General features: G+C 61.4%; 11 protein-coding genes. 4 read left to right on the top strand and 7 right to left on the bottom strand.

Going from position 1 to position 13,070, the window contains the following annotated elements; all coding sequences use genetic code 11:
- Nucleotides 1-3 precede the first annotated feature (3 nt).
- The 7 genes from SBC1_RS06470 to rpsB all read right to left on the bottom strand — a co-directional run bounded on the left by SBC1_RS06470 (nt 4) and on the right by rpsB (nt 6,532).
- On the bottom strand, nt 4-1,209 hold the full coding sequence (locus SBC1_RS06470; protein ID WP_165088977.1) for a 1-deoxy-D-xylulose-5-phosphate reductoisomerase: 1,206 nt from the start codon (nt 1,207-1,209) through the stop codon (nt 4-6).
- A gap of 18 nt (nt 1,210-1,227) precedes the next feature.
- Nucleotides 1,228-2,061 (bottom strand): phosphatidate cytidylyltransferase, encoded by an 834-nt coding sequence (locus SBC1_RS06465; protein WP_165088973.1) that lies wholly within the window; start codon nt 2,059-2,061, stop codon nt 1,228-1,230.
- Entirely contained in the window at nt 2,055-2,837 is a 783-nt protein-coding gene (uppS, locus tag SBC1_RS06460) for a polyprenyl diphosphate synthase (protein WP_165088968.1), read from the bottom strand. The genes SBC1_RS06465 and uppS overlap by 7 nt, the downstream gene beginning before the upstream one ends.
- 64 nt (nt 2,838-2,901) lie before the next feature.
- Entirely contained in the window at nt 2,902-3,462 is a 561-nt protein-coding gene (gene frr, locus SBC1_RS06455; protein WP_062090810.1) for a ribosome recycling factor, read from the bottom strand.
- A 94-nt stretch (nt 3,463-3,556) separates the two neighbouring features.
- Nucleotides 3,557-4,270 (bottom strand): UMP kinase, encoded by a 714-nt coding sequence (gene pyrH, locus SBC1_RS06450; protein ID WP_165088963.1) that lies wholly within the window; start codon nt 4,268-4,270, stop codon nt 3,557-3,559.
- Between the two features lie 373 nt (nt 4,271-4,643).
- Nucleotides 4,644-5,525: a translation elongation factor Ts gene (gene tsf / locus SBC1_RS06445; RefSeq protein ID WP_165093098.1), complete on the bottom strand. Its 882-nt coding sequence runs from the start codon at nt 5,523-5,525 to the stop codon at nt 4,644-4,646.
- Between the two features lie 254 nt (nt 5,526-5,779).
- Entirely contained in the window at nt 5,780-6,532 is a 753-nt protein-coding gene (rpsB, locus tag SBC1_RS06440; protein ID WP_031364008.1) for a 30S ribosomal protein S2, read from the bottom strand.
- 478 nt (nt 6,533-7,010) lie between these two features.
- Here rpsB and map point away from each other — a divergent pair, with 478 nt between their 5' ends.
- The 4 genes from map (at nt 7,011) to SBC1_RS40490 (ending at nt 13,026) form a co-directional block, all read left to right on the top strand.
- The gene (map, locus tag SBC1_RS06435) at nt 7,011-7,820 is read left to right on the top strand and encodes a type I methionyl aminopeptidase (protein WP_165088959.1); all 810 of its coding nucleotides are present in this window, start codon (nt 7,011-7,013) and stop codon (nt 7,818-7,820) included.
- Nucleotides 7,821-8,334: 514 nt separating this feature from the next.
- Nucleotides 8,335-10,920, top strand: coding sequence for a [protein-PII] uridylyltransferase (locus SBC1_RS06430; RefSeq protein ID WP_165088955.1), 2,586 nt, complete (start codon nt 8,335-8,337; stop codon nt 10,918-10,920).
- A 217-nt stretch (nt 10,921-11,137) separates the two neighbouring features.
- Nucleotides 11,138-12,295 carry a hypothetical protein gene (locus SBC1_RS40495; RefSeq protein WP_370469588.1) on the top strand — a complete coding sequence of 386 codons (1,158 nt, stop codon included), beginning with the start codon at nt 11,138-11,140 and terminating at the stop codon, nt 12,293-12,295.
- A complete protein-coding gene (locus tag SBC1_RS40490) occupies nt 12,277-13,026 on the top strand; it encodes a pseudouridine synthase (protein ID WP_331712703.1) in 750 nt (249 codons plus the stop codon). The genes SBC1_RS40495 and SBC1_RS40490 overlap by 19 nt, the downstream gene beginning before the upstream one ends.
- Nucleotides 13,027-13,070: the final 44 nt, after the last annotated feature.

Here is a 13,070-nt window from a genome sequence, read left to right as displayed (position 1 = left end):
ACCTCAGTGCAGGACGCGTTCGGCGTGCGGCGCGTCGGCTGTCAGCAAAGTGGCGAACTCGCTTGCCAGGCGACGCGCTTCGGCATCGGCGGCAAGCACTTCATCAAGTGTGGATGCACTGCCGTTCGGCAACGCATTCAACACGCGCTCGACCACTTCCCCAATCGCCATGAAACCGATACGGCGACCAAGAAACGCCTCCACCGCGATCTCGTTGGCCGCGTTGAGCGCCGCGCTCGCGGTGCCGCCGGCTTCCAGCGCCTTCAGCGCGAGCGCGAGGCAGGGGAAACGGTTCAGGTCGGGCTTCTCGAAGGTGAGCGAAGCAATTTGTGCGAGATCAAGTTGCGCAACGCCAGAATCCACGCGCTCCGGGAACGCCAGTGCATAGGCGATTGGTGTGCGCATGTCGGGGTTGCCGAGTTGTGCCAGCACGGAACCGTCCGCGTATGAAACGAGCGAATGAATCACGCTTTGCGGGTGGATCAGCACTTCAATGCGCGAACCCGGCACGTTGAAGAGCCAATGCGCCTCGATCACTTCGAGGCCTTTGTTCATCATCGTGGCGGAATCGACGGAAATCTTGCGGCCCATCGCCCAGTTCGGATGCTTGCAGGCTTCGTCCGGTGTGACGTGGCGCAGCGTAGACGGCTCGCGGGTGCGGAACGGGCCGCCCGATGCCGTCAGGATGATCTTCGATACCCCGCCATGCAACGCCACTTCACGCGGCATGCACTGGAACACCGCGTTGTGCTCACTATCGACCGGCAGCAGCACTGCGCCGTTGTCGTGCACCGCGTCCATGAAAATCTTGCCCGACATGACCAATGCTTCCTTGTTGGCCAGCAGGATGCGTTTGCCCGCACGCGCGGCAGCCAGCGTGGGCGCCAGGCCCGCAGCACCAACAATAGCGGCCACCACCGTGTCGCAGCTTGCGCTTTCCGAAACGTCCACGAGCGCCTGCGGGCCGTAGCTCACCTCGGTTTTGCAGCCTTGAGCGCGCAGCGCGGCGGCGACCTTCGCGGCGGTATCGGCGTCACCGACCACCGCCACTTCCGGCTGGAACCGCACACATTGGTCGACGAGCTTGTCGCCGTTGCGATGCGCGGTCAGCGCGTAGACCTGGAAGCGGTCCGGGTGCCGCGCTACGACGTCGAGCGTGCTTTCGCCGATCGAGCCCGTGGAGCCGAGCAGAGTCAGACGTTTTTGCATAAATCCTTCTTTAGCCGATTAGCCGATTGACTGGGCAACAGGACCGAGCAACAGGAGTGCGATCGGCAATACAGGCAACAATGCGTCAATCCGATCAAGGACGCCACCGTGCCCGGGCAGCAATCCGCTCGAATCCTTGACGCCAGCCTGGCGTTTCAGCAGAGACTCGAACAGGTCGCCAATTACGCTGAATACGGTCAGCACCGTCAAGGAGATGAGCGCGCCCGCCCAGCCGAGATGCGCGACCAGCGCCGAAAACAGGGTCGGCGCAAAAACCAGCGTGGCCGCGGCCGCCGAGCCTACGATCATCACCGCCAGCCAGCCGCCCAACGCGCCTTCGCGGGTTTTGCCGGGGCTGATGGATGGTGCAAGTTTATGACGACCGAACGCTTTTCCCGCGAAGTATGCGCCAATGTCGGCCAGCCATACGACTAGGAGAAGCGATAGCACAAACGCCACCCCGACCGTACGGGCCGCGACCAGCGCGTGCCAGCAGGCTACGAACGTCACAATGCCCGCAAACAGCAGAAATATGCGCCATGCGCCGTCGGCAAGAGCGGGCTTGCGCGCGAGCGCGAACGGCCCTGCCAATACCCAGAATATGGCCGCCATCTGATATAGCGGTTTGTAACCCAGCCCGAGCCGCGTGCTGGCGATCAGGGCCATGCCGGCAACCACCGCGTACACCACCGGCGACCCGCCAGTGAGCTTCAGCAGCCGCCCCCACTCCCAGGCAGCGAAGATGACCACAACGGCGATCAATGCCCCGAAAACGCCTATCGGCGCGAACAACGTGATTGGCAGAAGCACTGCCAGCAGGACGATTGCCGTGATGACACGGGTCTTTAGCATGAAAGGGTGTCGGCCTTCTGCGATTGCGGTTCGAGTTGCGCGCTGGTCCGCCCGAACCGGCGTTCGCGCTCAGCATAAGATTCGATCGCGCGAGCCAGTGCTTCGGCGTCGAAATCGGGCCAGTAGGTATCGGTGAAATAGAGTTCGGTGTACGCCATCTGCCACAGCAGGAAATTGCTGATGCGCTGCTCCCCGCCCGTCCGGATGAACAGGTCAGGCTCCGGCGCATAGGCCATGGCCAAGTGCTGTTCGAACGCCGCTTCGTCGACTGGAACGACGCGACCTTCCTGAACCGACTGCTCCGCCAGCTTTTTCGCCGCCTGCATGACGTCCCAGCGGCCGCCGTAGTTCGCCGCGATGGTCAGCGTCAGGCGCGTATTGCGCGCGGTCTTGGTTTCGGCGCGCTGGATCAGCGCACGGATACGGTCGTCGAACATGGCGGTGTCGCCGACCACGCGCAAACGGATGCCGTTGGCGTGCAGCTTGCCGACTTCGCGCTCCAGCGCCGTGACGAACAGACGCATGAGGAACGAGACTTCGTCGTTCGGACGACGCCAGTTTTCAGAACTGAAGGCGAACAGCGTCACGAATTCGACGCCCTGGCGCGCGCAGCTTTCGACCGTTGCACGCACGGCGTCGACGCCGCGCGTATGGCCGGCCACGCGCGGCAAGCGCCGCTGGGTCGCCCAACGGCCGTTGCCGTCCATGATGATCGCGATATGACGCGGGACAGCCGCGACATCGGGTACGCGAACGGTAGAGCTGGTATAGGTCATGGCCGCTGAATCTTAGTATCGACAGAGTGACGCGCCGGCACGACGCAAGAGACCGGAAACGGCCTCAAACCGTCATGATTTCGGCTTCTTTCGACACCACCAGCTTGTCGATATCAGCGACGTTTTTGTCGGTGAGCTTCTGGACGTCATCGCTCGCGCGACGTTCGTCGTCCTCGGAAATTTCCTTGTCCTTCACGAGCTTCTTCAGTTGCTCGTTAGCGTCGCGACGCAGGTTGCGGATAGCGATCTTGGCGTTTTCGCCTTCGCTCTTCACGACCTTCGTCAGTTCGCGGCGGCGCTCTTCAGTCAGCGCGGGCATTGGCACGCGAATCTGGTCGCCTTGGTTCGACGGGTTAAGGCCCAGATCCGAGTCACGGATCGCCTTTTCCACCACCGGCACCATCTTCTTTTCCCACGCCTGCACGCCGATCGTACGGGCGTCGATCAGCGTCATGTTCGCTACTTGCGAAATGGGCACGCTCGAGCCGTAGTAATCCACCTGGATATGGTCCAGCAATCCGGTATGGGCGCGGCCCGTGCGGATCTTGGCAAGATCGTTCTTGAACGCTTCGATCGACTTCTGCATCTTCTGATCGACGCTCTTCTTAATGTCAGCCACACTCATTTGAGCCTCCGTACTTTATTACGTGCAGTGCCGGCGATGGCGGCGCGGCTCCCGTGGGATCCTGCCCGCCCTCGCCCTTTGTCACCGCGAGAGTTTACACGTGGACGAGCGTACCTTCGTCGTCGCCCTGAATGATGCGCTTGAGCGCGCCCGGCTTATTGATCGCAAACACGCGAATAGGCAGTTTCTGGTCGCGGCACAGCGCAAACGCCGTCGCGTCCATCACCTGCAGATTCTTGCCGATCGCTTCGTCGAAACTGATCGTGCTGTAGCGCGTGGCGCTCGGATCCTTCTTGGGATCGGCGGAATATACACCGTCCACCTTGGTCGCTTTCAATACGACTTCCGCACCAATTTCCGAACCGCGCAGCGCAGCGGCTGTGTCGGTGGTGAAAAACGGGTTGCCCGTACCCGCCGCGAAAATGACCACTTTGCCTTCTTCGAGTTGACGGATGGCGCGCGGGCGGATGTACGGCTCGACCACCTGGTCCATGCGCAGCGCGGATTGCACGCGCGCCTCGATACCGGCGTGACGCATGGCGTCCTGCAATGCGAGCGCGTTCATCATGGTCGCGAGCATGCCCATGTAGTCAGCCGTCGCACGGTCCATGCCGGCCGCACCGCCCGCCACGCCGCGAAAAATATTACCGCCGCCGATGACGACCGCGAGTTGCGTGCCCATGCGCACCACTTCCGCGACGTCTGCCACCATCCTTTCGATTGTCGCGCGATTGATGCCAAAGGCATCGTCGCCCATTAGTGCTTCGCCGGAGAGTTTGAGGAGTACGCGTTTGTAGGCTGTGGGCATATGAGGGTTCCGATCGCGCCGAGAGGGAGTGCAACAACGTAGAACTGTAGGGGTGAAACGATATTTCCGGCAAGCATCCCATATTGGACAAGCCGCGGCGGCGTAACGGATTAATACGGGGGGTTTACCTGAATTAACCCCGTTTTGCCCGTCCGGCGCGGTTTTGACCGCCATGAGGGCGCGAGACGGATGCTCCGCATTCGGGAACGTCCGGACTCGCATTTAGCTGCTTTCACTGCATTTTTGACTCGGCGGCCAGTGCGTCTGCATTGAGCGGCTCGGTTGAACGGGCCGGCTGATGCTGTGTCGCACTGCTTGCGCGCGGCCGCGTCACCAAGTCATGTTGGCGCAGCCCTGACCGCCGTCTGACGCTTTAGCCTTGCTTGGCGGCGGCAACTTGCGCGGCCACTTCGGCAGCGAAGTCGTCCGTACGCTTTTCGATGCCTTCACCGACCACAAACAGCGCGAACTTCTGCACCGACGCGCCTGCCGCCTTCAACATCTGTTCGATCGTCTGCTTGTCGTTCTTAACGAATGTCTGGTTCAGCAGCGACACTTCCTTCAGGTACTTCTGGACGCTGCCGTCGACCATCTTGGCGACGATCTCAGCCGGCTTGCCCGATTCCGCGGCCTTTTGCTCGGCGATGCTGCGTTCCTTCGCGATCAGTTCTGCCGGAACGTCGTCCGACGACAGCGAGACCGGCTTCATTGCCGCGACGTGCATGGCAACGTCCTTGCCGACCTGCTCGTCCGCGCCCGTGAACTCAACCAGCACGCCGATGCGCGTACCGTGAAGGTACGAAGCCAGCTTGTTGGCGGATTCAAAACGCACGAAACGGCGTACCGAGACGTTTTCGCCAATCTTGCCGATCAGCGCGAGACGCACTGCGTCGACCGTCGAGCTTTCCAGCGGCAGGGCCGACAGAGCAGCCACGTCAGCCGGGTGATTCTTCGCGATGAGTTCAGCCACAGCCTTGCCGAACGCCAGGAAGTCGTCGTTCTTCGCAACGAAGTCGGTTTCGCAGTTCAATTCGACCAGAACGCCCACGCCGTCAGCGATATGCGACGTCACAATGCCTTCAGCCGTCACGCGCGATGCCGCCTTGCTTGCCTTGTTGCCCAGCTTCACGCGCAGCAGCTCTTCAGCGCGCTCCATGTCGCCTTCAGCTTCCGTCAGCGCCTTCTTGCATTCCATCATGGGCGCGTCGGTCTTTGCGCGCAGTTCTGCCACCATGCTTGCGGTAATTGCCGCCATCATTTGCTCCTTGAGTCTGTGCCGTGCTTTCACACGTATCGCACTATTGACACGCGCCGCCGGCGAGAAATGCCCGCGGCCAGAATGGGGGTACTGCCTGCTTCACAGATACATCACGGCTGTTTCGCGCTTTGCTGCCCACGAATAGTGCCGTTGTTACTTTACGTCGCCGTTGCGGCTGGCTAAAAAAAGGGGGCCTTTCGCAAAGCCCCCTTTTTTGCCGGACACATCACATCGGCGTCTTATGCAGAGACTTACGCTTCTGCGTTGACTTCCACGAAGTCGTCGCCATCACCACTGCGAACGGCCTGCACTACTTCGTTCACCGCGCTCGAACGGCCTTCCAGGATCGCGTCGGCCACGCCCTTCGTGTACAACATGACAGCCTTGCTGGCGTCGTCGTTACCCGGGATCACGTAGTCGATGCCTTCCGGGGAGTGGTTCGTATCAACCACCGCGATAACCGGAATGCCAAGCTTCTTGGCTTCGGTCACGGCAATCTTGTGGTAACCCACGTCAACCACGAAAATTGCGTCCGGAATGCCGCCCATGTCCTTCACGCCGCCAATCGACTTCACCAGCTTGGCCATTTCGCGTTCGAACAGGAGCGCTTCCTTCTTGCTCATGCGCTCCGTTTCACCGGCTTCCAGCGCTGCTTCCATGTCCTTCAGGCGCTTGATCGATACTTTCAGCGTCTTGAAGTTGGTCAGCATGCCGCCGAGCCAGCGTGCGTTCACGAAAGGCATTCCAGCGCGCTGCGCTTCTTCTGCCACCGTGTCACGCGATTGGCGCTTCGTGCCAACGAACAAAATCGTGCCGCGATTTGCTGCCAGTTGACGCACGTACTTCAGCGCGTCGTTGTACATCGGCAGCGTTTTTTCGAGGTTGATAATGTGAATCTTGTTGCGATGACCGAAAATGAACGGAGCCATTTTCGGGTTCCAGAAGCGCGTTTGGTGACCAAAGTGGACACCAGCTTCCAGCATTTCACGCATTGTTACTGCCATGAGAGTTCTCCGCGAGGGTTAGGTCTTAAGCCGGCTGCCGCATCGGGCGTCCCGTGTTTCTTGATCGAGTTTCCTGGATCCGGGGCGCCGGACACCCTGGGTGCGCCGGCTTGCGATTCAAGTCCAATCTTCTCCGCACCTCCTCTCCACGAGCATTCCGGGAAAACGTTGTTTTTCAGGAATGTTGCATTGAGAAGACGATTACAAAGCAGATGCAGACTTAGCCAGCGAGTATATCACGCTCAAATGGCATGACTCAAGACGCCTCATCACTCTGAAAAGCGCCCGAAGCGGCTTCCCCCCAACCGCCCTGTTGTGCGTCGCGGGTGCGACCTCGACTGCCGCTACGATCGGTAAACTCGTGTGCTGACTGCTCTAAAACAGCCGCGAGTCCGCACTCGGGTGCGGTGAGCCCTGTAAGGTGCGATAATGGCCGATTCGCGCTAAAAGCCGCTTACACGCATTCTCGATACAAGTCATGTCCATTACGCTGAAAAACGACCACGATATCGCGCAAATGCGCGTTGCCTGCCGACTCGCCAGCGAAGTGCTCGACTTCATCACGCCGCATATTGTCGCAGGCGTGACGACGGGCGAACTCGATCGCCTCTGCCACGAGTACATGGTGAAGGAACAAGGCACGGTACCCGCGCCGTTGAATTACCAGCCGCCCGGCTACCCGCCGTATCCGAAAGCGACCTGTATCTCTGTGAACGACGTAATTTGCCACGGCATTCCCGGCGACAAGGCGCTGAAAAACGGCGACGCGCTGAATATTGACATCACCGTGATCAAGGAAGGCTATTTCGGCGATACCAGCCGGATGTTCCTGGTCGGCGAAGGATCGATCCTCGCGAAACGCCTGGTGCAAACCACGTTCGACTGCATGTGGCTCGGAATTGACCAGATCAAGCCCGGCGCGCATCTGGGCGATATCGGGCATGCCATCCAGAAATATGCTGAAGCGCAGGGCTACAGCGTAGTGCGTGAATACTGCGGCCACGGCGTGGGCCAAGTTTTTCACGAAGATCCGCAAGTGCTGCACTACGGCCGCCCCGGCACGGGCGTCGAGTTGCAGGCGGGCATGATCTTTACCGTCGAACCCATGATTAACGCTGGCCGCCGCGATATTCGCACCATGCCCGACCAATGGACTGTCAAAACGCGCGACCGCAGCCTGTCCGCGCAATGGGAACATACGGTGCTGGTTACGCCGACGGGCTATGAAGTGCTGACCGTGTCGGCGGGTACGCAAGCGCCTTCAGAATTGATCGCCGCGGCGGCTTGAAGCGACTTGACCGAGAACTCGGAGCACGTGGTTCTGCCGCTGGCGTGCCCGGGGTTTTGATACTGCAGGCTCTCGCAGGGTCGTGCACGCATCGGGTTTCGGTCGATATTGCGGGCCAGTATCGCTGATATTAGGCAATTACCGAGCGGGTCGAATCTCGCTCTGTGACTTGTGTTCCACCTATCAGGTGCTTGCCGCGCCATGAATTGTGGCTGAGTCGCGCCGGATCTTGAGTCGTGCCGATCAAGCCAGTTATTTCGCCCGGTTTAAAGACAGCTTAAGCTTGCTGTATAGAGTGATATGGGTTGGCATAGAGCGCCTACGGCTCTCACCTCTCCGATCATCGACAACTCAAGCTCGCGCCAAGGTGGTCAGACAACACCGGTTTTGGACGCCGCATGCAGCCCATGCCGGGGCACGCAATGACCGCGTCGTCGTGACCTGATTAAAAACCGGCGAACCATCTGTTCGCTACGATCAATTTTCACCCACTGACTTGACGACCCGCCTACCCATGAGCGTACCTGCCGACGCCCCAACCCACGCTGATTTGTTGAAAGCCTCTTACAAGACGGCCAAGGCCGCCTTGCTCGAGCGCTTCCAGAGCGCGACCAACGTCGATGGCCTGATGCACGCCCTCGCGCGCGCCACCGACGAAGCGCTCCGAGGTGCCTGGGAAGCGTGCGCGATGCCGAAATCGGCGGCGCTGATTGCGGTCGGCGGTTACGGGCGCGGCGAACTTGCGCCCTATTCTGACGTCGATATCCTGGTTCTCCTGCCCGATGACGAGACGCCCGATCACACAGCGTCACTGGCCGCGCGTATCGAGCGGCTGATCGGCATGGCGTGGGATCTGGGTCTTGAGATCGGCAGCAGCGTGCGCTCGGTGACGCAATGCATAGATGAAGCGAACAACGACATCACCATCCAGACCTCGCTGCTGGAAGCGCGGCGCATAGTAGGCAACGAAACACTGTTCGAGACGTTCGAGGAGCGGTATAGGCTGACGCTCGATCCGCGTGCTTTCTTCCAGGCGAAAGTCCTGGAGATGCGTCAGCGGCACGCCAAGTATCAGGACACGCCGTATAGTCTTGAGCCGAATATCAAGGAAAGTCCCGGCGGCCTGCGCGACTTGCAGCTTATTTTGTGGATCTCGCGCGCGGCCGGTTTCGGCAGTAGCTGGCGCGAACTGGATTCGCGCGACCTCATCACCGAGCGTGAAGCCAGCGAACTGCGCCGCAATGAAGGTTTTTTGAAGACCCTGCGAGCGCGACTGCATGTGATCGCCCGGCGGCGCCAGGACATCCTCGTCTTCGACTTGCAGACGGCGCTGGCCGAAAGCCTCGGCTACAAAGCAACTTCGTCCAAGCGCGCGAGCGAACAGCTCATGCGCCGCTATTACTGGGCCGCCAAAGCCGTCACGCAGCTTGCCACCATCCTGATCCAGAACGTGGAAGCGCAACTGTTTCCATCGACGAGCGGCATCACGCGCGTGCTCAACGAGCGTTTCGTCGAGAAGCAGGGCATGCTGGAAATCGCCAGCGATGACGTTTTCGAACGTGAACCCAACGCCATTCTCGAAGCGTTCCTGCTGTACGAACAGACGCGCGGCGTGAAGGGTTTATCCGCCCGGACGCTACGGGCAATCTATAACGCCCGCGACCTGATGGGCCGCGACTGGCGGCGGGACGCCGAGAACCGGCGCTTGTTCATGGATATCCTGAAGCAGCCCGAAGGCATCACGCATGCGCTGCGGCTGATGAACCAGACAAGCGTGCTGGGGCGTTACCTGCTCAACTTCCGGCGCATTGTCGGTCAGATGCAGCATGACCTGTATCACGTCTATACCGTCGATCAGCACATCCTGATGGTGTTGCGCAATATCCGCCGTTTTGCGATGGCCGAACATGCGCATGAATATCCGTTCTGCAGCCAGTTGATGGGTAATTTCGAGCGCCCGTGGGTGCTGTATATCGCGGCGCTTTTTCACGATATCGCCAAGGGCCGCGGCGGCGACCACTCGGTGCTCGGCATGGTGGATGCACGTCGTTTTTGCCGTGAACACGATGTTGGCGCGGACGACAGCGACCTGGTGGTGTGGCTTGTGGAACAGCATCTGACCATGAGCCAGGTCGCGCAAAAGCAGGACACGAGCGATCCGGAAGTCATCAAGCAATTTGCATCGATGGTCAAGACCGAGCGCCGGTTGACGGCGCTGTATCTGCTGACCGTCGCCGATATTCGCGGCACCAGCCCCAAGGTCTGGAACGCATGGAAAGGCAAGCTGCTCGAGGATTTGTACCGCGCCACGCGCGCCGTACTCGGCGGCGCCGAACTGCACGCGCACTCGGAACTGAAGTCGCGCCAGGAAGACGCGCTCGCATTGTTGCGCCTTGAAACCGTGCCCGAAAACGCGGAAAAAGTGTTGTGGGACAAGCTCGATGTCGGCTATTTCCTGCGCCACGATGCCGCCGATATCGCTTGGCAGACGCGCGTGCTTTACAAACACGTGGAGAGCGAAAAGCCGATCGTGCGGGCGCGGCCGTCGCCCATTGGCGCCGCGCTGCAGGTGTTGGTGTATGTGCAGGACCGCCCGGACCTGTTCGCCGGGATTTGCGCGTACTTCGATAAAAACGGCCTGTCCGTGCTCGATTCGCGCATTACGACGACCCGCCACGGCTACGCACTAGACAATTTTCTGGTCGCACATCCGGACCATGACGGGCATTATCGCGACATTGCGAATCTCGTCGAACAGCAGCTGAGTATGCTACTGACTGCCGAGGGCATTTTGCCGGAACCGTCGAAGGGACGTGTTTCACGGCTTGTGCGCACTTTTCCGATCACGCCACGCGTGGACTTACGTCCCGACGAACGTGGTCAGTATTACATCCTGTCCGTATCGGCTAACGACCGGCAGGGCCTCCTTTATTCGATCGCGCGGGTTCTGGCCCAGCACCGGATCGGCGTCCATGCGGCGCGGATCAATACGCTTGGCGAACGCGTGGAAGACGTGTTCCTGCTCGACGGCAAAACCCTATCCGACAACCGGACACAGATCCAGGTCGAAACTGAACTGCTGCGCGCGATCGCAGCCTGAGAATATATGCGCGTCAAACTGACAGCGAAGCACCCGCGCCCGGCATCGCCGGCACGTTCCCCCGTCCGTACCGGCAGCGCTGCCGGACGGAAAAAACCCGCACGCGCCGACATGGCGAGCGGCGATCGGCCAGTGCGTAGCGATAAACCGGCAGGTGGCGCACGGCCGTCGGGTTCCGGTGAGCGGAAACCTTTCAAGGCCCGTAGCGACGACTCGCGTGGTGCGGGTGATCGCGGCGCGCGGCCTTCGTTTGGCGATCGTGGCGCTCCGCGTGGTGATCGGCCTTCTGGCGATGGCGAACGTCGTCCGTTCACTCCGCGTGGTGATGCTCCGCGGGGTCCGAGTGGTGATCGTGGGCCTCGGCCTTCGTTTGGTGATCGTGGCGCTCCGCGCGGTGATCGGCCTTCTGGTGATGGTGAACGTCGTCCGTTTGTGCCGCGTGGCGATGCGCCGCGTGGTCCGAGTGGTGATCGTGGGCCTCGGCCTTCGTTTGGTGATCGTGGCGCTCCGCGCGGTGATAGGCCTTCCGGCGATGGTGAACGTCGCCCGTTTGTGCCGCGTGGCGATGCGCCGCGTGGTCCAAGCAGCGATCGTGGCCCGCGTCCTTCCTTCGGAGATCGTGGCGCTCCGCGCGGTGATCGTCCTTCTGGTGATGGCGAACGTCGTCCGTACGCGCCCCGTGGCGATGCTCCTCGGAGCCCGAGCAGTGATCGTGGGCCCCGGCCTTCGTTCGGTGACCGCGGCGCTCCGCGCGGTGACCGTCCGTACGCGCCGCGTGGCGATGCTCCGCGTGGTCCGAGCAGCGATCGTGGACCCCGGCCTTCGTTCGGCGACCGTGGCGCTCCGCGCGGTGATCGCCCTTCCGGCGATGGCGAACGTCGCCCATTCACCCCGCGCGGCGATGCGCCGCGTGGTCCAAGCAGCGATCGTGGACCCCGGCCTTCCTTTGGTGACCGCGGCGCTCCGCGCGGTGATCGTCCTTCTGGCGAGGGTGAACGTCGCCCATTCACCCCGCGCGGCGATGCGCCGCGTGGTCCAAGCAGCGATCGCGGCCCCCGCCCTTCCTTTGGCGACCGTGGCGCTCCGCGTGGCGACCGTCCTTCTGGCGATGGTGAACGCCGCCCATTCACCCCGCGCGAGCGCAACCACGCGCACGATGGCAGCCCGCGTCCGGCTCCCACCGACCGTCAACGACCCACAGGCGACACCCCTTACGCCAAACGCGACACATCCGAGCGCTTCGGCGACGAGCGCAAACCCGCCGTCCGCAAGCCGGTATCGAAGCCGTCAAAACCACGCGACGCCGATGCCCCGCCCTCACCCGCTCGCATCGCACGCGAAAATGAAGACGGGCTCGTGCGCTTGTCGAAGGTGATGTCGGAGCTCGGCCTGTGCTCGCGCCGCGAAGCCGATGAATGGATCGAAAAGGGCTGGGTGCTGGTTGACGGAGAAGTCATCGATACGCTCGGCACCAAGATTCGTCCCGACCAGAACGTTGAAATTGCACCCGCCGCGCACGCGGCCCAGATGCAGCAGGTCACCATCCTGATCCACAAGCCGGTTGGCTACGTATCGGGTCAGGCGGAAGACGGTTATCAGCCGGCTGTCACGCTGGTCAATCCGTCCAACCATTGGGCCGACGACCAGTCCGGCATCCGCTTCACGCCGCTGCATCTGCGCACGCTCGCACCGGCAGGCCGTCTGGACATCGATTCGACCGGCCTGCTCGTCCTGACCCAAGATGGCCGCGTGGCGAAACAACTGATCGGCGGCCATTCGGACGTCGATAAGGAATATCTCGTGCGCGTGAAATTCGGCGAGCATGAAGTTGATATCGAACCGCACTTCCCGCCGGAAAGCCTGGCGTTGCTGCGCCACGGACTCTCGCTCGACGACGTGCCGCTCAAAACAGCGCAAGTCAGTTGGCAAAATGGCGAACAGTTGCGCTTTGTGTTGCGTGAAGGCAAAAAGCGCCAGATTCGCCGGATGTGCGAGCTGGTTGGGCTGGAAGTGGTCGGCCTGAAGCGGATCCGGATGGGCCGCGTGACGCTGGGCGCCTTGCCACCGGGCCAATGGCGTTATCTGGGCGCGGACGAAGCGTTCTAAAAAAACAGCTTCGCCGCGTTTTCCGCGCGCTTCCAGCCGTCGCG

The organism is Caballeronia sp. SBC1 (assembly GCF_011493005.1).
Classification (GTDB): Bacteria; Pseudomonadota; Gammaproteobacteria; order Burkholderiales; family Burkholderiaceae; genus Caballeronia.
Note: the sequence above shows the minus strand (reverse complement) of the source record. Positions and strands in the feature narration are given on the sequence as shown.